The 20,644-nt window shown below is 44.0% G+C and carries 17 protein-coding genes; 12 read left to right on the top strand and 5 right to left on the bottom strand.

Annotation, left to right across the window (positions count from 1 at the left end; genetic code table 11):
* The first annotated feature begins 110 nt into the window (after positions 1-110).
* From SJY28_RS01190 to SJY28_RS01180, 3 genes are all read left to right on the top strand, one after another.
* On the top strand, positions 111-839 hold the full coding sequence (locus tag SJY28_RS01190; RefSeq protein WP_379543150.1) for a LysE family translocator: 729 nt from the start codon (positions 111-113) through the stop codon (positions 837-839).
* 781 nt (positions 840-1,620) lie between these two features.
* Positions 1,621-2,835, top strand: a complete 1,215-nt coding sequence (locus SJY28_RS01185; RefSeq protein WP_379543149.1) for an RtcB family protein — start codon at positions 1,621-1,623, stop codon at positions 2,833-2,835.
* A gap of 132 nt (positions 2,836-2,967) precedes the next feature.
* Positions 2,968-3,222 carry a hypothetical protein gene (locus SJY28_RS01180; protein WP_379543148.1) on the top strand — a complete coding sequence of 85 codons (255 nt, stop codon included), beginning with the start codon at positions 2,968-2,970 and terminating at the stop codon, positions 3,220-3,222.
* A gap of 103 nt (positions 3,223-3,325) precedes the next feature.
* On the opposite strand, the gene miaB is transcribed toward SJY28_RS01180, so the two are convergent.
* The gene (gene miaB / locus SJY28_RS01175) at positions 3,326-4,819 is read right to left on the bottom strand and encodes a tRNA (N6-isopentenyl adenosine(37)-C2)-methylthiotransferase MiaB (protein ID WP_379543147.1); all 1,494 of its coding nucleotides are present in this window, start codon (positions 4,817-4,819) and stop codon (positions 3,326-3,328) included.
* A gap of 347 nt (positions 4,820-5,166) precedes the next feature.
* On the opposite strand from miaB, the gene SJY28_RS01170 reads away from it, so the two are divergent.
* The 4 genes from SJY28_RS01170 (at position 5,167) to SJY28_RS01155 (ending at position 10,371) form a co-directional block, all read left to right on the top strand.
* Complete coding sequence (locus SJY28_RS01170; RefSeq protein WP_379543145.1) at positions 5,167-7,299, top strand: transglycosylase SLT domain-containing protein; 2,133 nt, start codon at positions 5,167-5,169, stop codon at positions 7,297-7,299.
* Positions 7,300-7,787: 488 nt separating this feature from the next.
* Positions 7,788-8,468 carry a hypothetical protein gene (locus SJY28_RS01165; protein WP_379543144.1) on the top strand — a complete coding sequence of 227 codons (681 nt, stop codon included), beginning with the start codon at positions 7,788-7,790 and terminating at the stop codon, positions 8,466-8,468.
* Between the two features lie 376 nt (positions 8,469-8,844).
* A complete protein-coding gene (locus tag SJY28_RS01160) occupies positions 8,845-9,828 on the top strand; it encodes a malate dehydrogenase (protein WP_101205831.1) in 984 nt (327 codons plus the stop codon).
* Positions 9,829-10,131: 303 nt separating this feature from the next.
* On the top strand, positions 10,132-10,371 hold the full coding sequence (locus SJY28_RS01155; RefSeq protein WP_379543142.1) for a DUF2789 family protein: 240 nt from the start codon (positions 10,132-10,134) through the stop codon (positions 10,369-10,371).
* A 77-nt stretch (positions 10,372-10,448) separates the two neighbouring features.
* On the opposite strand, the gene ribF is transcribed toward SJY28_RS01155, so the two are convergent.
* Positions 10,449-11,528, bottom strand: coding sequence for a riboflavin biosynthesis protein RibF (gene ribF / locus SJY28_RS01150; protein ID WP_379543141.1), 1,080 nt, complete (start codon positions 11,526-11,528; stop codon positions 10,449-10,451).
* A gap of 227 nt (positions 11,529-11,755) precedes the next feature.
* Between ribF and SJY28_RS01145 the strand changes: the two genes are divergently transcribed.
* The gene (locus SJY28_RS01145) at positions 11,756-12,376 is read left to right on the top strand and encodes a GNAT family N-acetyltransferase (protein WP_379543140.1); all 621 of its coding nucleotides are present in this window, start codon (positions 11,756-11,758) and stop codon (positions 12,374-12,376) included.
* An 11-nt stretch (positions 12,377-12,387) separates the two neighbouring features.
* Here SJY28_RS01145 and SJY28_RS01140 read toward each other — a convergent pair whose 3' ends face one another.
* From SJY28_RS01140 to ampD, 3 genes are all read right to left on the bottom strand, one after another.
* Positions 12,388-13,011, bottom strand: coding sequence for a hypothetical protein (locus SJY28_RS01140; RefSeq protein WP_379543139.1), 624 nt, complete (start codon positions 13,009-13,011; stop codon positions 12,388-12,390).
* A gap of 129 nt (positions 13,012-13,140) precedes the next feature.
* Complete coding sequence (murJ, locus tag SJY28_RS01135; protein ID WP_057761456.1) at positions 13,141-14,691, bottom strand: murein biosynthesis integral membrane protein MurJ; 1,551 nt, start codon at positions 14,689-14,691, stop codon at positions 13,141-13,143.
* Positions 14,692-14,803: 112 nt separating this feature from the next.
* Complete coding sequence (gene ampD / locus SJY28_RS01130; RefSeq protein WP_379543138.1) at positions 14,804-15,433, bottom strand: 1,6-anhydro-N-acetylmuramyl-L-alanine amidase AmpD; 630 nt, start codon at positions 15,431-15,433, stop codon at positions 14,804-14,806.
* 151 nt (positions 15,434-15,584) lie between these two features.
* On the opposite strand from ampD, the gene SJY28_RS01125 reads away from it, so the two are divergent.
* From SJY28_RS01125 to pyrE, 4 genes are all read left to right on the top strand, one after another.
* The gene (locus SJY28_RS01125; RefSeq protein WP_379543137.1) at positions 15,585-17,759 is read left to right on the top strand and encodes a DUF4105 domain-containing protein; all 2,175 of its coding nucleotides are present in this window, start codon (positions 15,585-15,587) and stop codon (positions 17,757-17,759) included.
* Positions 17,760-17,860: 101 nt separating this feature from the next.
* On the top strand, positions 17,861-18,700 hold the full coding sequence (locus SJY28_RS01120; protein ID WP_379543136.1) for an SDR family oxidoreductase: 840 nt from the start codon (positions 17,861-17,863) through the stop codon (positions 18,698-18,700).
* Positions 18,701-18,787: 87 nt separating this feature from the next.
* A complete protein-coding gene (locus SJY28_RS01115; RefSeq protein WP_379543135.1) occupies positions 18,788-19,822 on the top strand; it encodes a hypothetical protein in 1,035 nt (344 codons plus the stop codon).
* A gap of 62 nt (positions 19,823-19,884) precedes the next feature.
* The gene (gene pyrE / locus SJY28_RS01110) at positions 19,885-20,601 is read left to right on the top strand and encodes an orotate phosphoribosyltransferase (RefSeq protein ID WP_379543134.1); all 717 of its coding nucleotides are present in this window, start codon (positions 19,885-19,887) and stop codon (positions 20,599-20,601) included.
* Positions 20,602-20,644: the final 43 nt, after the last annotated feature.

Genomic DNA, 20,644 nt, shown 5'->3' with positions numbered 1-20,644 from the left:
GGTATAAGTGACACCGTCTTAATGACGGTGTTTATTTTTTAGTCGCATATTTGAATCGTATAGCCGTTCGTATTAGAACCATTTACACATGACAAAGTAGGGGTGGGTTGATGTCTTGGCATCTGTTTGCAGTGTTTTTCGCAAGTACGTTTTTTATCTCAGCGACCCCTGGTCCTAATATGCTGCTGGCATTTCAGTACGGCATGAACTATGGCGTCAAACGAACTTTATGGACGCTAGCAGGTCTGAGCCTTGGCTTGTTTGTATTACTGCTATCGACACTGCTTGGATTGGATGTAATCAGTCGCCAGTCACCGTGGTTACTGACCATTATCAAAGCCGTGGGTGCAGCATATTTAATCTATTTGGGTATCAGCTCTTGGCGCGATGCTGGCGACGGTAGCTTGATGAGCGATGCTAAAGAGTTGAGTGCAGAGGTAGCAGCAGACTATGCTGCCACTGACGGCGTACCCAGTACACCACAGCCGCGTTCACTCTCTAGCGCTGCTACTAAAATAGCGCCGAGCAATACGACCTTGTTTCGTACTGGTGTTTGGGTGTCATTATCTAATCCGAAAGCTATCTTGTTCTTTGCTGCTTTTTTTCCTAAATTTATCAATTTTAGTGCGCCACTATGGCCACAATATGTCCTATTGACCATTGGCTTGTTTTTGAGCGAAACGATTTGGCAAATCATATATACACTAGGTGGCAAAAAGCTGGCAAGTTGGCTCGATGTGGGTAATCGCTTAGCGTGGCTCAATCGTGGTTGTGGGGTGATATTTATAATCATTGCTGCCGCTTTATTGGCTGAAGTGATAAACAGTTTTATAGCTTAAAAACTACCGATAATATTTCAAATTAAAGTGATTAATTAAACACACGTTTATTAAATTATTTTTTATACAAGCCAAATTAATTATTGACTTTAATTTTTAAATCGTTATTATTGGCTCATTGATTTATATTGCTTATCTTTCATAAGCGATAAATCGTTTCAATTAACCTGCTATTGTCGTCCTGACATTAGCCACAATCTATGGAGGAATCATCGTGTCCTATATAACTACCAAGACGTTTTTAAAGATTGAATGTGTAAACCACATGACAGCAATGACACCTTCGAAAAGGTTTGGCTAAATTTTTATATAAGCTATTGAGTGATATCCCATCTATCGATATCAGCGAATAGCTTTCTGTATCTACTTGCGCTATCTCTTTTCTAAGTCTACTGTGCCAAATTTGCTCTGCGATTGTGCTAAGCCATATTGCGCATACTGTTATCTGTTTGCCTAACATTTTTCTTTACCGTTATTGCTAATAAAGCGACTCAGGCTATGATTTAGCTAAAGCTTTTCTATGCGTATAATATTTACGCTGTGGCCGACGGTTTTGATTTATATTATATTTCTTTAAAATGTCCATAATAAATTAACCATGCATTTTTATTAATTTTTTAATTAATAAAAATACGGTATTTTATTGTCTTTATTTTATGATTTATTAACTTATGTGCTTATTAAACGTATCGTTTAATGGAGACGGGTAAGTAATGTCTAAAAATTAGTAAATTAAAAAATATGTATGGTTATAAAAATAATAAAACGGAAATAATAAATCATGAGCATTCAATTAATATTAAATGAAAACCGCAAACACGGCGTACCCGTCAAGATTTACACCTCAGATGTTGAGCAAGGTGCGATGCAGCAACTACGCAATTTAGCTCAGCTAGAGTTTGTACACTCACATATTGCGGTGATGCCCGATGTGCACGTTGGCAAAGGCGCAACAGTCGGCAGTGTGATTCCGACCAAGTCTGCCATTATTCCTGCGGCAGTTGGGGTAGATATTGGCTGCGGTATGAACGCGGTACGTTTGTCCCTGACGGCGAGTGATTTGCCTGACAGCTTAAGGTCATTACGATCGATCGTTGAGCAGCAAGTGCCAGTCGGCTTTAACATGCACAAGCAAATCCAAGCTAAGAACTCAACGCTTGATCCGTTGGGCAAACGCCTTAAACCGATTACTGATAAGCACCCAGGTTTACTCAAAATGCTTAAAGGCTTTGAGCGTACGTGGGCGAAGCAGTTGGGAACACTCGGCGGTGGCAATCATTTCATTGAGCTGTGCTTGGATGAAAACAACGATGTCTGGGTTATGCTGCATTCTGGCAGCCGCGGCATCGGTAATTGTATAGGTCGCTATTTCATCAACCTTGCCAAAAAAGAACGTCAATCGCGCTTTGGTCATGTACCAGATCGAGATTTGTCTTATTTCGCTGAAGGGTCTGATAGTTTTGCTGATTATGTCGAAGCAGTGGGCTGGGCGCAGGACTACGCGTTAGAGAACCGCCGTGAGATGATGCGTTTGGTGATTAAGTCATTGCAGTCGCCACAAGCGGAGTTGCCACGATTTCAGCTGACCAAAGAAGCCATCAATTGTCATCATAATTATGTCAATGAAGAGGTGCACTTCGGTGAGCAAGTCTATGTGACGCGTAAAGGCGCGATCAGTGCTTATGAAGGTGAGCTTGGTATTATTCCAGGCTCTATGGGCGCAAAGTCTTTTATCGTACGTGGTCTTGGCGCAGAAGAAGCGTTTTGCTCATGTTCACATGGGGCAGGACGACAGATGAGCCGAGGTAAAGCTATGCGAGCGTTCACCATCGATGAACTAAAAGCGCAGACGGATGGCGTCGAGTGTCGCAAAGACAAAGGTGTCATAGATGAAATACCCGGAGCGTATAAAGACATCGATGAAGTGATGGCCAATCAAACGGATTTGGTTCAGGTGGTGCATACGCTTAAGCAGGCCATGTGTATTAAAGGCTAATACCAAGCCTGCAAATCATCTTAGTATCGTCAAACTCGTTTAATGTACTGAATGTACAATTAGCACTCCTTTTCCTCGCTAAGATGATTTTCGGCATTGGTATCTCAAAGAAATAAAAAAACAGGTAACAACATGAGCTTAAAACAAACCTTAAAAAAGGCCAAACAGATTGAACGGCAGTTAGAACAGCAAGAGCAGTTAGAACGTCAAAATATAACAGGTACACAGCAATCGCTAGGTACTGTCAAACCGCGTAATTACTTGGCGCTTGATCCGCTGTTAAGAAAAGGTGGTATTCATGAGAAAGAAGACATTGATATCGTCCGAAAAAAACGTCGCCGCGAGACCAATCAACAGTTACGGAAGACAGACTGGTTATCAGAATAGTGATGATTGACCTTCACCCGCAAAAAAGCCGTTCGCTATTATAGTGAACGGCTTTTTCTTATTCTTACTCAAATTTATAACTTAACCATTGTTACCTTAACCACTATGCCAATACTTCGATTAGCTCACCTTTCACCATGTGCGGACTGACGAAATCGGTAATACGTACACTCACAAGTTTGCCCAACAGCTCATCCATTTTCTCGACATTATGAGGGAACATAACAGTACGAGTGTTATCTGCTGTACCGATTAGGCAATCGGGATGACGGTTGGCAACTTGTTCAACCAAGACGCGAGTAGTGGTGCCGACCATTTCATGCGTTTTAGCAAGTGTTGAGTCGATAATAACTTTTTGGAATTCAGCCAAGCGAGCCTTTTTAGTCGTGAAGCTTACATCATCTGGCAACTCAGCGGCTGGCGTGCCTGGGCGCTTAGAGTAGATAAAGCTGTAAGAGTGATCGAAGTTCAACTCTTTCGCCAAGTTCAAAGTATCTTGGAAGTCTTGATCTGTCTCACCAGGGAAGCCAATGATAAAGTCACTCAACAAATGAATATCTGGACGAATGGCTTTTAGCTTATTAATCTGGTTAATATAAACGTCGATTGTATGGTTGCGCTTCATCGCTGCCAAGATAGCATTTGAGCCACTCTGAACCGGTAAATGTAAGTGCGAAACCAGCTCTGGCAGTTGTGCATAGGCATCAATGATGTCATCAGTAAACTCTAGCGGATGGCTAGTCGTATAGCGAATACGTTCGACGCCATCGACGTGCGATACATAGTGTAATAGCTCAGCGAAACGGCAAATACTGCCATCGTCTTTTTCGCCGCGATAGCCGTTGACGTTTTGACCAAGTAAATTGATTTCGCGAATACCTTGCGCCGCAAGGCTATCAATCTCAGCCAATACATCATCTAGTGGACGTGATAATTCTTCACCGCGCGTATAAGGAACGACGCAAAATGAGCAATATTTTGAACAGCCTTCCATGATAGAGACAAATGCTTTGTAGCCTTCTACTCTTGGCTCTGGCAAAAAGTCAAACTTCTCAATGCTAGGGAATGACACATCAATCGTACCGATACGGTTTTTAGGCGCGATTTCACGCTGTTCGTTTGATTGATCGTACAGCTCTGGCAGGCGATGCAAGGTTTGCGGGCCAAATACCATATCAACATAAGGCGCGCGTTTTTGAATATTATCGCCTTCTTGGGAGGCAACGCAGCCACCGACGCCAATGACGAGGTCAGGGCGTTTTTCTTTTAGTTTGCGCCAGCGACCCAATTCCGAAAAGACTTTTTCTTGCGCTTTTTCGCGGATAGAGCAGGTATTCATCAGTAGTACGTCGGCCTCATCGATATCATGAGTCACCTCCATACCATGTGAGTCGCCTAATACGTCTAGCATTTTGCCAGAGTCATAGACATTCATCTGACAGCCTTGGGTCGTGACAAAGACCTTTTTTGTCGCTGCTTTTTCGACAGGCGCTTGGGCTGAACTTGCTTCTTTGAGTGCAGTGACAGCACGTGCGGTGACAGTCGTCTCAGCAACAGCATCGTCATCGATGCGGGGATTGAATACAGTAACACTCATAAGGATAAGTCCATGATTGACCAAAAATATAGCGGAGTAGCCGATTAACAGGTGGCGTATTTTATCACAACCCTGTGCCAATGTGAAAAATTAGCACGAGCGATAGGTCCTCAATATGATAAATAATTCATAGCAGTATCAATTATTTACTGTCGTTCATATTACTATTCATAAAAACTGCGGCTCATTATCACTTCTATGTTACACCGTGCTGTCCTATTTATTAACAAAAGGTAAAGGAGATAGTTGAAAGCACAATGAGTATAGTATGATGATTGCTATACCCTTGGCGGTACTTAGCGAACCGTTATTCACATATTTATAGAGATATCATAAAGAGAGTCAGTATGACAAAGTTGCGTGTTGCGCATAGCATCAAGGATGAAGAGTCTATCAGTCAAAAACACGCGTCAAGGCGAATCACAGTAGGTACGCTACGGCTGAGCGCGTTGAGCGTGGCAACAGCAGTAAGTGCACTTGGTGTGTCACAAGTCGCTTGTGCCGAGTTGACGTGGGGCGATGAGGAAAGCTATCAACAAGAAAGTAACTATCAACAAGATTATCAGCAAGACAGTAGTATTGACTCATTTATGGCAGCTGCTATCGCCGCAGATCGTGGTGATGTGAGCGCGCTCTATAACTATGAGCAAGTCATGAGTGGCGGCTTGTTTGCGATGTATCCGACCTATTGGCGTATGAATCTAGATCTCAATTCACAAAGTTCAGCGGCGGTCTCGCAGTTTGTGCGTCAGTATCCAGATACGGTCATGGCTGAGAAATTGGTGGCTGATTTTGCGGAGACCAAAGCAGGATCGAATGATTATGCCTCGGTTAGACAGGTAGCCAATTTGATTACCAATGCCGATGCCAGTGAGCGCTGTGCGGTTGCGCTTGGGTTTAATAATGGCGGTGACACCATGCGTGCTATGGCAGCCAAATCTGATGTGTGGCTAACCACTAAAAAGCAACCAGCATTGTGCGATCAGTTAGCGATGGAGATGAACAACAACGCGCTGATTAGTAATCAAGATCGTGCGGCTCGTCTCAAGCGTATGCTACGTAAAGGTAAGACAGGCGATATTATGGCATTGTCCTCACGCCTTGGTACGCCAATTGCTTATTCGGCGCTTAGTGAAATTCAGCTTAATCCGTCTTCTTTCTTTAGCCGTTTTGGTCGTGAGCCTGCAAGTCAAACCAATCAATACCTATATATGTATGCAATCGGCCGTATGGCTGACAAGTCTTATCGTGAGGCAGCGCTACAGTTAGACTTTGATATCAAGCAAGACAATCAGCGCGCGGTCAGATTGTTGAATGACGAAACCCAACGCTATGCTTATCGTACGCTTGGCGTACAGCGTATGAATCACAACACTGATGACGGCTTTAACGCTGAAGCAGTCGATTGGTTCCGCAACAGTTTGGACAATGATTTTAATTTTGAAGAAGCAGAAGATTACGCTATGGCAGCGATTCGCTTCGGTCGTTGGGATGATGTGGTAGAAGCTATCTCAAAAATGGACGGTGAAACCCAAAAAGAGGCCCAGTGGCAGTATTGGCTAGCTCGCGCGTATGAGCAGTCAAGCGATAGTAGCAAGCGCAATACGTCTAAAAAAATGTATCAGAACTTAGCAAAGAGTAATGACTACTATGGCCTGATGGCAAAAGACAAAATAGGGCAGCGTTTTGATGCTAGCCGTTTAGGCGGTAGTAATTTGCCTAATGTCAGTACTGCTGATCGCGCGCGCGTCATGCAAGATGCTAACTTTGCTCGTGCGTTTGCGTTATATAACTCTGAGGCCAGTCGTGCTTATGCCAACCGCGAGTGGAACTGGGCAGTGAAGCAAGCTCGTGACAATCGTGATGACAATTTAATTATTGCCGCTGCTCGTCAAGCCTATGATATGGGCTGGCTCGATCGAGCGATTTATGCGGTTGATAATACTGATAGAGTGGATAGCTTAGCACTCTCGCATCCGATGCCGCATCAAAGCGCAGTCGTACGTTATAGTGAGTCAGCAGGTATTGATCCAGCATGGGCGTACGGTATTATGCGTCAAGAAAGCCGTTTTGTATCTTCTGCGCGCTCAAACGTAGGCGCGAGCGGACTGATGCAAGTTATGCCTGATACCGCAAAATATATCGCTCGTAACCTAGGCGAGACGTATAGTGCGAGCCGTGCCAACAGTGGTGATACCAATATCCGCTATGGTACGTGGTATATGAGTGATATCTTGGGCAAGCTTAATTATCAGCCAGTATTGGCAACCGCAGGCTATAATGCTGGTCCCAATAACGCCAAACGCTGGCAGCCAGTTTATGGTTCGCTGGCCGCAGATCAGTATGTAGAGTCGATTGCATTTCCTGAGACACGTAACTATGTCAAACACGTAATGGAAAACGCCACTATCTACAGCAGTCTATTGGGTCGTGGTCAGCCGATTACTCAGCGTATGGGTACGGTGCCAGCTGGCTTTTAATCACTGAACTTGCATTTGATAAACCACTAATGATTTATTGTTAGTGGTTTATTTTTATCTACTGATTTGCTTTGTCAATTGATCAACTCTGATTTGCCCAAGCAGCACTTATCTGGCTAAAATAAATTTCACAGCAGTTATCTTTCAGTGATTTATCAACATTTATCGAGATTCCTGACGATGTCGTCAACGTTTACGTTTTTGCTATAGATTAAAAAAAACGTTTTGTTACCATTGCCTTAATGGGAAACCCTATTTTTCAGTCTTGTTCTTAGGTCAATGCGTGTTTTATATATCGCGTCTAATGATTTAAGTTATAGCCTGTGTCTTATCATTGCTAACTAACTGCCTTCAGTCCTATGATCAAAAAATATTTTAGTCTGTCTACGTCGCCAAAAACCAAATATTCGTTATCTAATCGGATATGCTCTTTATCGAAGGCAAATACAAAGACAGATACAAACGCAAGCAACAAGGCTGCTAACTCTATGGTGCAATTGCGTGCAGATTTGGCTAGTAAACACAGCGTAGGCAGTATCAAAGCGACGATGAGCTTTGGCGCTTTACTGCTTATACAAGGCGTTATACTGCTACCAGCACAGGCGGCTAGCACGGTTAAGACTGGTCAGCGCGTATTGATGATTGAGATGACACCAGCATTATGTAATATGCAGCCAACGCGGGCACGTATGCGCCAGTGTTTGGAAGGTTATTCGTTAACCGTATCTGGTCTGGATATGGGATATGGTGAGCGCTGCGGTCGTGGTAGTGAGCCACGTCTCACACCGTTACAACTAAAAGTCGTCAACCGCATCATGCCTGACACAACGGTACGTAGCCAAACGTGGCAACGTTATGGGGCTTGTAGTCCGCTTAGCGCCAGCAGTTACTTCCGCCAGATTACCAATTATGCAGGTGGATTAAAATTACCGAATGAGCTAAATACGGGTAATAGTTATACCGTTTCCAAATCACGATTTATCAGTCAAATGACCCGCCTCAATAGTGGTATGTCTTCAAATAGTGTGGATCTTATCTGTCAAGAAGGCAGCCGTCGCCAATCAATACTCACTGATATACACGTGTGTTATGAAGGTGGTGACTTTGGTACTTGTCATGACGTTGTAGACAGCTGTGGCAGTAAATTTATCATTTCAGGTGGACGATAGCCTTTACTTAGTTATCTGCTCAAACTTCTTTTTTGATACCGTTTTTCATTCCACTTAATCCAATCTAATAGTACAAATTGCCTATTTTAATCATTATATCTACGCATAACACAGTGAAAATGTGCTTGAGTTATTATGTACTAAAACCCTCTAGAGCTTTATCTATAAGCGCTTAGCCTCTATAGAACTCCTCTCGTATAAAATGTAACAATATAATCCCTGACGGGTCTATGACTGTATCTAGACGGTCACTGCGATGAAGTGCTACACTAGCTCTCGGTTTATACATGCTGCTATGCGGCAAACAAGTCGATATCTAAAATGATAATCGTTCATTAGAATTATCTAATAATTAATTAGGGAGTATTCAATGTCAATGAAACAGCCTTTACGTGTTGCCGTCACTGGTGCCGCTGGTAATATCAGCTACGCGATGCTATTTCGTATTGCATCTGGCGAGATGCTAGGTAAAGATCAGCCAGTTATTTTGCAATTACTTGAAATTACGCCAGCTCTTGACGCCCTAAAGGGTGTGGTCATGGAACTAGAAGACTGTGCATTCCCATTGTTGGCTGGTATCGTCCAAACTGACGATGCTAATGTCGCATTCAAAGATATCGATTATGCTTTACTGGTTGGCGCACGTCCTCGTGGCCCAGGTATGGAGCGTAAAGATTTGCTAGAAGCCAACGCTGCGATCTTCTCAGCGCAAGGTAAAGCATTGAACGAAGTCGCTAGCCGTGATGTAAAAGTATTGGTAGTCGGTAACCCTGCCAACACCAATGCACTTATCGCTCAGCGCAATGCACCAGATCTTGATCCACGCAACTTCACTGCAATGACTCGTCTAGACCACAACCGTGCTATGGCACAGTTGGCTGGTAAGACTGACAGCACTGTAAATGACGTGAAAAAAATGATCATCTGGGGCAACCATTCGTCAACTCAGTATCCAGATCTAACTGCTTGTACGGTAAACGGCAAGCCTGCGCTAGATTTAGTTGATCGTGAATGGTACGAAGCGACTTATATCCCAGAAGTACAACAGCGCGGTGCTGCGATCATTAAAGCTCGCGGTGCATCATCTGCGGCTTCTGCTGCCAACGCTGCTATCGCACATATGCGTACGTGGGCACTAGGTACTGATGAGAACGATTGGGTATCTATGGGCGTTTACTCAAACGGCGAATACGGTATTGCTGAAGGTTTGATCTACTCATTCCCATGCACATGCACTAACGGCGACTGGTCTATCGTAGACGGCGTTGATGTATCATCAGATTTCTCGAAAGAGAAAATGGCTGCCACTGAGCAAGAGCTTAGTGAAGAGCGTGATGCAGTAGCACATTTACTACCGTAAATCTAAGCTGCTATCCAGTAAGCTATGATTCAAGTAGTAGAGATAAGTAGTATGAAAAAGCCCTCTGGAATATGAGGGCTTTTTTGTGTCTATAAGAAATATAAGAAATGGGTAAGCGAAAATAATTTATGTCACTACCTTAAATGGATAAAAGCAGTTTAGCGTTAATACAATTGATAACGTTAGATAAACGTTGATTAACAGCTATTAAAATAAAGCTTGTTACAATGAATATGTCAATTTGAATAATAAGCACATTAAACAATAAGTACGACCATATTCGTATCATTTAAGGAGAAAGTTATGTTGGGTGAACCAGAATATAGTATGAATGAGTTATTTGCTCAGTTAGGTCTAGATAGCTCTGATGAAGCAATTGATGATTTTGTCGCAGCAAACCAACTAGCTAGCGAAGAAAAACTGACAGAGGCTAGCATTTGGACGGATAATCAGCGTATGTTCCTGCAAGAAGAATGGCAAAAAGATGCCGCATGGGTAGAAACCATCGATGAGCTAAATGTCCGTTTACATCCTGATGCATAAAAGTTTATCAAGAGATAAAAAACCCCGCAATAGTCTTAATATCGCGGGGTTTTTTATGTCTGGAGTAACACTAAAAATCAAATTTGCTTTTCGCGCCACTCAAGTAGATCTGCAACGTCTTGATGAATACCCGCTTTTAATGCTTCTATTCCATCATAGCGACGCTCACCATGCAAAAAGTGTAGGAAACGTACGTGTAAGTTCAGTCCGTATAAATCAGCTTGCAACTGTGGAAAATGGACTTCTAGTCGCCAGTCATCGCCTTTATCAACAGAAGGTCTTTTGCCAATATTAACCGTGCCAAACAAACTATGCGGACGCAAGCCGGCAACACCTGTATGACCATCGGTGGCAAGCGCAGTCAAACCATCAGCGATCACATTACCATTATCCTCTAAGCTCACCACGTCGACTGCAAAAATACCATGCAGGGCAGGCTTTATACGTTGCAAATCGATATTTGCGGTAGGGAAGTCTATTGTTCGACCTATCTGATCGCCTCGCACAACCACTCCTGTGATTGCATAGTCGCGGCCAAGCAACCGGTTAGCTGCTTGAAGATCACCTGCCAATAGTAAATCACGAACCCGAGTAGAGCTGATACGGGCAGCGTCATTATCGATAGTATCAACACTGTCGCCATCAATACTATTATCAGTACTATTATCAGTGACCGTATGCAGGTTGGTCACATCCAAACCATAACTACGCAAAAACTGACTGTCGCCAGTACGATCATGACCGAAGCGAAAGTCATCGCCCAACACCAACGCTTTGACGTTCAAACGCTTGGTTAATATATCGGCAAACGCTTGTGCTGATAGCGAGCGAAATTCTGTATCAAAACCTGCTACGATCAATGTTTCAACACCATATTCTGCTAGAAGTGCTTGTTTTTCTGCCAGATTGGTCAGGCGCGCAGGTGCTTTAGCAGGTGCAAAAAACTCGCGTGGCTGCGGCTCAAATATCATGACCGCCGCACCCAAATTTTGGGTATGTGCAATCTCACGAACTTGGGCTAGCATGGCTTGGTGACCAAGGTGCACACCGTCAAAATTGCCGATAGTGAGCACGCAAGATGCCAACTCTACTGGGACAGTGTCCGTAGATGAAGCGTGTGGCGACGAAATCAGTTGCTCAAGAAAATAGGTTTTCATAAGTTTTCAGCTATGATGAGACCAAATAAAAAACGAAAAAACACATCTATGCTTAAAATTGATGTGTCTAAAACCAGCCATTATAAAGTAAAATAGCCACACTAACATCCTATAGTCTACGTGTAATGCAAGTATGGCACGTAGGGTAGCTATTCTTTATTGCCAATGATGCTAATAGTAATCCTAACAACAATCCTAACAACAATCCCGACAACGATGGAGATCTTATGTCTGCTGCTGCCTTAAATACTATACCAACTGAACTATCGACATATCAGCTTACCGATCAGTTCGTTGTGCAGCGTGCAAATAAAGAAGATTTAGCAGAAGTCTTAGCCATTTATAATCAAAGCATACCGGGCAAACAAGCAACAGCCAATCTTGCATTGGTTACGCTAGAGGAGCGTGCTACTTGGTTTGAGGAACATTTGGATAGTGCAACCAGACCAATATATGTGGTCAAGGCATTACCATCAAATAATATAGATCAAACAAAAGCACCGATAGTCGCATGGGGCAGCTTTAGCGATTTGTACGCACGTACGGCCTATCACATCAGTACCGAGATTAGCATTTATCTAAATCAAGATTATCAGGGCAAAGGGTTAGGCAGTTTGCTGACCCGTTGGATGTTGACGCAAGCACCAAGTCTAGGTATTCGAAATGTCATTGCCCTTGTCTTTGCTCATAACCATCCAAGCTTAGGATTATTCCGTAAGCTTGGCTTTGAACAATGGGGCTATATGCCCGAAGTCTGCGATATGGAAGGGTTTATCGCTGATGTTGTGATGCTTGGCAAAGCAGTCACGTCAGACGATATTTTAGATAAAGCGTCTGAAACAATTTAACTTAAAACGCTCTAACCCAAAATCTTCCATTGACCTTCTATCTTCTGTAGCTGGTAGGTCAGTGGTGCAGGTTCGCTCTGTCCTTTTAGCATCAGCTCGCCAGTGATAGTGGCACGAGTTTTGTCATCATTATATTTGGTATCAGTAATCGTAACGTCATCCACCGTTTGCTGAAACGCAGACTGAGTATTGGCAAGCTCTTCTTCAAAGTTTGCCATATCGACTTGGTAATATGACGCGGCATCCTTCACGTCACCATAATATAAGCTGTTTAGTGCTTGCTTGACAGTATCCTCTGGCGTACCGGCTTGAGTCGGATTGGTCACTAGGCTTTTCTGTTCGGCCGCATCGGTGACTGGATTAATATTATCACTATCAATCGCTGTCTTGTCTTCAGTGCCATCTGTAATTTCGCCTGTTTCGCTAGCACTGTCATCGGTCATCGCTTGGTCAGTCGTATCATTGTCTAATGTGACGTCTTCTGATGTATCAACGGTCGCTGCCACATCTTCATTATCGGTAGCAGTTTCAGCCGATTCATTATTACTACAACCGCTAATAAGTAGTCCAGTGCTTAGTACACCAGTTACTAGCAAAATTGGTAAGCGCTGGAAGATTGGCTGTTTCGTTGTCATATCAAACCTCAAATGTCATGTATTCATTAGTGATCTATTATGACAATTATCAGCAGCGAGCATTGTCATTTCTCATAACAGGCTTGTTTTGGTTTCGTAAGCCCGTCATGGATTTACTTTTACTTTATCCTAACCGTGCTTTAGCTGACGCGGACGGAAACCAGTTGCTAGCAATACTACACCGTAAACCAGCGCTCCGACGGCACACATAATAATCAGCGCGACGATACGTTGCCACTGAGCCTGATCGGTAGGAAAGTAAGGCAGCATAAAATAAAGCACGCCAATCATAGAGCCAGTCGAGATAGCAAACTGCGTAAACAGCTTTTTCCAATGCGGACCGAAACGGAAAATATCACGCTTGTGCAAGAAGTAATATAGTAAGCCTGCATTTACAAAAGCAGCGCCAGTCGTAGCCAATGCCAGACCACCATGTAACGGTATCTCTAAGAAATAGAATATCCCGATAAAAATAACACTAAAGATCATATTGGCGATGACAGAGATGATACCGATTTTGACAGGAGTTCTGGTGTCTTGACGCGCAAAGAATGCAGGGGCAAAAATCTTAATAAGCATAAATCCTAAGATACCGCCTGCCATACTACGTAGGGCCAGTGAGCTCATTTGGGCATCACGTAAGGTAAACTCACCACGTAAAAACAGCGCTTGCATCAATACATCTGCCAGTACAAATAAGGCAGCTGAGGCAGGCACACCGACCAAGATGATAAGACGTGCTGCCCAGTCGATGGTTTTTTTGAAACTGACGTCGTCCTTTTGAGCTTCACTTTTTGATAGGCTTGGTAATATGACGGTACCAATCGCTACGCCAATCAGACCTAATGGTAGCTCGCTCATACGTTCAGCTGCATAGAGCCAAGAGACGGAACCGCCAATCATTAACGAGGCAAAGATAGTGTTCAATAGTAAATTTATCTGAGTGACAGAGACACCAAAGATAGCAGGTAACATCAGTTTCAAAATTCGACGAACACCTTCGTGCTGGAAGTCAATCTTTGGCGCGACAAGCAGCTTTTGTTGCCAGAGCTGCGGTAGTTGGATCAAAAACTGTAGCAAACCTGCGATGGCGACTGCATAGCCGAGTGCCATAATAGGCGTATCAAACATTGGCGCAAAAATCAGCGCCCCACCAATCATACACAGGTTCAATAACACGGGCGCAAACGCCGGTGCGGCAAAACGACCGTAGCTTTGTAGAATACCACTGGCAAAAGCTGTCATAGAAATGAATAGCAAATACGGAAAGGTAAGACGTAGCAACTCAGCGGTAATGGCAAACTTATTGGGTTGATCGGCAAACCCAGGGGCAAACAACGTTACCACCCAAGGAGCGATTAAGATGACCACCACTGTCAGCATTGATAGCACTAGTAACAATGCGCCCGAGGTACGACTGACCAAGATCTGCACTTGTTGTAAGCTGTACTTTTCTTTGTATTCAGACAGTACTGGCACGAAAGCTTGGCTAAACGCACCTTCTGCAAACAGTCGTCGTAAGAAGTTTGGAATTTTGAAGGCGACCAAAAAGGCATCCATCAAACCACCTGCACCAAAAACCCCTAGCAATACAACATCACGTACCAAACCTAAAATACGCGATAACATGGTCATACTGCTGACCACCATGGTTGAACGAAATAACCGACTTTTTGCCATGAGAACCTATCTTGCCAAGTTGTATATTGAGTTATGTGCCGATGTGATATGGATGAAAAACTGATGAATTATATCACTTTCACCATTGAGATAAATGGATTGAGTGTGGAAATCACTTCTGCGACGGTACATCGTTTTTCGTTGCATCAGCAACTAACTGGCGCAACCTTGCCCATTCAAAATAATCACCAGGGTCAGTCTTACGCCCAGGCGCGATATCGCTATGGCCCGTCAAGTGGCGACGTGTTTTGGGGTAGGCCTTGTAGATGGCGGCAATTACTTCGGCTAGCTTCTCATATTGAGCAGAGGTGAAGGACACAAAATCCGACCCTTCAAGCTCGATGCCAATGCTATAATCATTACATTCAGGTCGACCTAAGTAACTAGACCGCCCAGCATGCCACGCCCGTTCGTTGAAATTGACGAACTGGGTGATAGCGCCATCACGTTCGATAAACAAGTGCGCTGATACTTCTGCACCTTTGATTGTTTGAAAATAAGGATGAGCATCCCAGTCTAATTGATTGGTAAATAATGCTTTTACATAATGTGTGCCATTAGTGTCGCAGGCACCAAATTCATTCGGTGGTAGGCTGATATTGTGTACGACGATGGCGTCAATACTTAAATCTTTTGGCCTTACATTGTAATTGGGTGAGGCCAGCCAAGTGGCTGCTGATAGTAGACCGTCTTTGATGATCATTGACGACGTAGATGATGAGTTTGGCAATAATACGGGCATAATGCTCTCTTTTTATACTAGTATTGATAATGGTGTGATAGACAATCTACCTAAGTAGCTAAACGATAGTGGGCTATGTGTTTGATTTTTTGACCCAGAAACTTTAATAACGCTGATAGCGTATGAATAATAACGTGCGAGATTTTACCTCATGTCTATAAAACTGACGTCCATACCTATCGATTGTACGCTAATGACCATTGGCCTGCGAGCACGTCTGCCATTGGCTATAGCAGGGTTATTGCTCTCGGCTCAAACACAGGCATTTTTACCAACGCCGCTGTCCGTCCTTGAATCAGATGCATTGTCACCTGATGCATCTAGCTTAGCACCTACTAGCACAGCACCTACTAGCACAGCACCTACTTATTCTAATTCAGATGCATTATCTGAGCCGGACAATATTAATAGTGCTGAACCTAACATTCAAAAGAGTATTTTATCTGAATCAAGTTTAGCGACAGACCAGCTGCTATCGACATGGCGGCAACAAGTAAAAATAGACAAATTGGCACAGCATACAACATGGCGACGCTTGTTGTATTTTTACGATGATAAAAACAGTGTATTGGGTAAAAAGAAAACCGAGAGTTTGGTTGACGACCCGAGCTTTTTTTTAAGTGAAAATGGTCAACGAGATTCAGGTGCAGAGTTAGATGCGATGCTCGTGGCACTTGCGCAAGAGTTGGCATCATCAGCGACTGATAACGACCAAGCCAAAACTAATACCAATAATAATTCTGTCTTATGTCGTTTTCCAGCGCGAGTGGCATGGTTGACAGAGGTGCTAGCGATCGATGCTGCAAGTCTATCTGTTGACTGTGCAGAATTGGATGAGTGGATGTCGACATTGGCGCCTGAGCAGCTGTCTATCATGTTTGCGCAGGAGTATTTGGACAATCCGCTCTCTGCGTTTGCTCATACGCTGTTACGCATTGACTCAAAAGCGAGTATCGCCGATCCAAACCAAATTGATAAGGCTTATGCGCTGAACTATACGGTAGACGGTGATTCAAACGACAGTTTTCCAGTCTATGCTACCAAGTCAATGATTGGTAGCTACAACAGCGCTATCGAAATTGACCCTTATCCAGAGATGCTAGCGAAATACCTGCAAGATGATGAACGTGATACGTGGACATATCAGTTGAGTCTGACGCCCGCGGAAGTTCAGCAGATTATGCGCCACGTTTGGGAAACCAAAGCATTGAAAATGCCGTATTACTTTACCACGGACAACTGTGCTTCTGAGATTTTGCGTCTTATTGATGTGGTCCGTCCGCAGCAAAACTTACTGAGCCAATTGTCTTACGCCGTCGTGCCTTCTGATGTGATTCAACTATTAAATGATAAGCAGTTACTGGCAAGTACCACTTATACACCTGCTGATAATACCTTACGTCAAAATCAGCTCAATGAGAAAAAACAACAGCGCGCGCAGTTGGGCTATCATAATAGCGCCAAACAAACCGTGAATGAAATCAAGTCTGCGCAGCTCAACCCTGTATCGAGCATGTCAGATGATGGGCAAACACTACTCAAGCGTCAAATCGACGTATCGGATAATAATCCAATAGACAGGCATCCGCTACAGTTGGGCACGATAGGTATAGGGCAGCGTGGCGACAATGACTATATGGATATTGGGTTTCGAGCGGGGTTTCATGATACGCTTGACCACGCCTCAGGGTATCCACAGTTTTTCAACTTAGAAGGGCTGGCTGCGACATTACGACTGTATGACACAGATGATAATAATCCCAATCAGCCAGATAGTGTGGTCTTGCAAAATGTCACTTTGATTCGAGGTCGCTCTTTTAACCCTGTTAATGCTGCCAAAAAAGGCAATACTTGGGGTGCCAGTATTGAGGCGACGCGAGTAAACGATGGATCGCAAGAGGCAGGTACGGATCATTTGGTCGGTAGCGTGGGTTACGAAAAAGGCTGGTCATGGGCATTTGGTACACCAGCCGCAGGTACTGGTGAGATGCCGCCGCAACTGTGTTATACCTTTTTGGCAGGTACGGGACAAGTAGGACGAGGTATCAATAAAGGTTTTCGTCTAGGCGCAGGTATCAATGCAGGCTGCCGTTATCAGATTAACAATCAGTTACGCGCGCAAGCTGAATTGCAATTGCCATATTGGTATCATGGCAGCAGCGATGAAACCAACGTCCGTGGTCATTATTGGCAACCAATCTCAAGCTTAGGGCTACAATACGATATTGATAAAACACAAGCACTACGTATCAATGCCAATTACGAATGGCAAGATCGTATCGATGCCAATGATGATATACAGCTATCATACAGACGGTACTTTTAGTCACTGGTTTAGACACTGATTTAGGCATTAATTTAAACAAAATGGCTTCTAAGCGCTGTAATCGTTGCATAAAGGAAGTTGTATAAAGGAAAACATGCTTTATGAGTACGCAAAATTTACTAATTATCGGACAAGGTGATATCGGCCTGCCAGTGACCAACAAACTTGCCCAAGATGACTATTGTGTGACTGGCCTTGCTCGTAGTGAGCGCCACCATTATGATTTGGTAGATAGCGCCGATTTTTTGCAGGCTGACGCGTTGACTTTGACGACTGAGCAGCTACAAGCATTTACTCATATTGCGATTATCGTTACCCCTGACGAGTACTCGACCAGCGGTTATCACGACAGTTATCTAGCGATTAGCCAGCATTTGGCAGCGCTTGCTCCACAGCTCACTAAAATTGAACGTGTGGTATTCATTTCTTCTACTGGTGTCTATGGTCAGGACAATGGTGAGTGGATTGATGAGCATACTGTACCTGTTACGCCTGCGCGTGAAGCCTCAAAAGTTATATTGCAAGCAGAACAAGCGCTGCAACAAGGCTTCGGTGATAAAGCCATTATTATTCGCCCTAGTGGCATCTACGGTCGCGAGCGCTTAATGCGACTACGCAAGGCTCGTGAGCCAAATAAAAATCCAGTGCCAGCTGAGCATTGGAGCAACCGCATCATGGATCGCGACTTGGTCAATATCATCGCCAAAGTGTTGACGATAGAAACACCAAAGTCTGTCTATCTAGCGACGGACTATCGACCTGTTACTACGTTTGAGCTAGGGGTTTGGCTTAGTGAGCAGGTTGGCGAGACACCTCCTACTATTGATAATACAAAAACCTCAGTGACAGGAAAACGCTTGCACAGCAACATTCCGTTAGCTTGGCTTGATTATGCTGATTGGCAGACAGGCTACCGCGATATTTTAAATCATCAAGAGTAAGCTTTTAGAGTTAAGCCCTACAGAGTAAAATAGCCCTCGGTATAATCGTTTTTGTTTGTTTCATATTTTATAATCTATGGAGATTTCATGTCCCAGCCTTCTACTTCTGATGACCGTTTATCTCATGCTAATCTGGCAACAGAGGGCGGGCAGCTGGCAGAAGGTCACGTCCAAAAAAAGGCTGAGCAATCGTCTATACTAGCTGATTCACAGCAGCCTGCGATCTTACATCCTAACTTTGATCCCAAACAATCTCCTCTGGATCCTGCCAGACCATTAAGTGATATACCTGAGCCTGCTCGTCGCCTAAATGGTCAACTGCGTAGGCTCTACGGTAACTCGACTCGGTTCTATCAGCCCAATGCAGACAGCTTATCGAAATGGTCGCTGATTGCTTCAGAGGCATTGGCTGAGCATTTATCATTGCTGAATGCGGCCCAGCTTATCGAATTGCCGGATAGCTTTTATCAGAATCACAGTGAGCAGCCACTAATATCGACATTATCAGATATGACGTTGTTAGATATGTCGGATATTCAACAGGCGATTCGCGCTTATCCAAAACTGAACCGTTATGGGTTTTTGCCGACTGATAGCGCTACAGGGGTTGAGCCAAACAACGATTCAAATAATGACTCAAATAATGACAGCAAGGCTCAAAATTCTGCACTATCTATGCGCGCATTGACCAAACGTTATAATCCGGATGAGCTACTCAATAGTCTGTATGCCGACGATTGGCAAGTGATACTACAACCGCAGCAGTTTGAAACAGGCGAGGGCAGTTTGGCCACGGATATTATGGCATGTAGCGTGGCTGTCCATGCGCTAAAGCAATGTAGTACCCGTAAGAGTATCAATCATAGTTATAGCGCCGCAGAAATCTGCCAGCATGTGCGTAGCTATTTGCTCAGTCAGATCGTTTGTGAGCCGTCACAGCGCCATGCATATCGTCAGATTCGACTGTTTGCTGGCCATATTATTGTTGCCGCTTATCATTTGGATTGGGAAATACAAGTCCGAGCAGATGGACAGAGCTATTTTAATATCTCGTCGCGTAGTGGTTTGTTGACTCGCTATGCCAATATGCAGGATTATGAGATCAATGGTTGGTCAAGCTGATCAATAATGCGTACAATAATGCAAATTTTTTGTCCCCTCTTTTTGCTGATAGGAATGTCATAATGTCTCATGTAATACGCCCTCAAGACCCTACATTTTCATCTCATCAATTTATTCAACTGGCTCTAGACAACCAAGTGCTAAAGTTTGGTGAGTTTGTCCTAAAGTCTGGTCGTATCAGTCCATACTTTTTTAATGCAGGCTTGCTGGCGACTGGTGAGATGTTGTCACTGCTAGCACGTGGTTATGCAGATGCCTTGGCTGAACAAATGAGTACGGCAAATAATGGCGATAATGAGCAAGAGCTGGTCATCTTTGGTGCGGCTTACAAAGGTATTCCTTTTGTCGCAGCGACGGCGCAAGCGTTATGGCTACATCATGGCATCAATGCCAAATGGGGCTATAATCGTAAAGAGGCCAAAACTCACGGCGAAGGCGGTAATTTGGTCGGTGCTGACGTAACTGGCAAGGCCGTTTGGGTGCTTGACGACGTCATTACAGCGGGTACAGCCATGCGCGAAGTGGTAGAGATTTTAGAGCAAGCAGGCGCAAGCGTTGCTGGTATTATCGTCGCACTTGATCGTAAAGAAAAAGGTCAAGCCGAGCACTCTGCTATTCAAGAGCTTGCCGCGACACTAGAAGTGCCTGTACGTGCATTGGTCGATATCGATGATTTGATCAGTTATTTGGCCGATGACCATGGTGCACAAAACGGCCAGCATAAAGACGCGACCCAGTTAGCCAAAATGCAACACTACCGTGAGCAGTACGGCGTATAGTTGGGCACTGATGTTGTTTAGTAGGTGTGTTTCATATTAATAA

Source organism: Psychrobacter sp. R86515, from assembly GCF_042466315.1.
In the GTDB taxonomy this organism is placed as follows: Bacteria; Pseudomonadota; Gammaproteobacteria; order Pseudomonadales; family Moraxellaceae; genus Psychrobacter.
This window is presented reverse-complemented; position numbering and strand designations above follow the sequence as displayed.

Excerpts from the sequence above, each read along its gene's own strand:
- miaB (WP_379543147.1), bottom strand. The coding sequence starts at position 4,819 with ATGAGTGTTACTGTATTCAATCCCCGCATCGATGACGATGCTGTTGCT.
- ampD (WP_379543138.1), bottom strand. The coding sequence starts at position 15,433 with ATGCCCGTATTATTGCCAAACTCATCATCTACGTCGTCAATGATCATC.
- SJY28_RS01125 (WP_379543137.1), top strand. The coding sequence starts at position 15,585 with ATGTCTATAAAACTGACGTCCATACCTATCGATTGTACGCTAATGACC.
- SJY28_RS01155 (WP_379543142.1), top strand. The coding sequence starts at position 10,132 with ATGTTGGGTGAACCAGAATATAGTATGAATGAGTTATTTGCTCAGTTA.
- SJY28_RS01160 (WP_101205831.1), top strand. The coding sequence starts at position 8,845 with ATGAAACAGCCTTTACGTGTTGCCGTCACTGGTGCCGCTGGTAATATC.
- SJY28_RS01185 (WP_379543149.1), top strand. The coding sequence starts at position 1,621 with ATGAGCATTCAATTAATATTAAATGAAAACCGCAAACACGGCGTACCC.
- SJY28_RS01170 (WP_379543145.1), top strand. The coding sequence starts at position 5,167 with ATGACAAAGTTGCGTGTTGCGCATAGCATCAAGGATGAAGAGTCTATC.
- pyrE (WP_379543134.1), top strand. The coding sequence starts at position 19,885 with ATGTCTCATGTAATACGCCCTCAAGACCCTACATTTTCATCTCATCAA.
- SJY28_RS01115 (WP_379543135.1), top strand. The coding sequence starts at position 18,788 with ATGTCCCAGCCTTCTACTTCTGATGACCGTTTATCTCATGCTAATCTG.
- SJY28_RS01120 (WP_379543136.1), top strand. The coding sequence starts at position 17,861 with ATGAGTACGCAAAATTTACTAATTATCGGACAAGGTGATATCGGCCTG.
- SJY28_RS01165 (WP_379543144.1), top strand. The coding sequence starts at position 7,788 with ATGGTGCAATTGCGTGCAGATTTGGCTAGTAAACACAGCGTAGGCAGT.
- SJY28_RS01145 (WP_379543140.1), top strand. The coding sequence starts at position 11,756 with ATGTCTGCTGCTGCCTTAAATACTATACCAACTGAACTATCGACATAT.
- ribF (WP_379543141.1), bottom strand. The coding sequence starts at position 11,528 with ATGAAAACCTATTTTCTTGAGCAACTGATTTCGTCGCCACACGCTTCA.
- murJ (WP_057761456.1), bottom strand. The coding sequence starts at position 14,691 with ATGGCAAAAAGTCGGTTATTTCGTTCAACCATGGTGGTCAGCAGTATG.
- SJY28_RS01180 (WP_379543148.1), top strand. The coding sequence starts at position 2,968 with ATGAGCTTAAAACAAACCTTAAAAAAGGCCAAACAGATTGAACGGCAG.
- SJY28_RS01190 (WP_379543150.1), top strand. The coding sequence starts at position 111 with ATGTCTTGGCATCTGTTTGCAGTGTTTTTCGCAAGTACGTTTTTTATC.
- SJY28_RS01140 (WP_379543139.1), bottom strand. The coding sequence starts at position 13,011 with ATGACAACGAAACAGCCAATCTTCCAGCGCTTACCAATTTTGCTAGTA.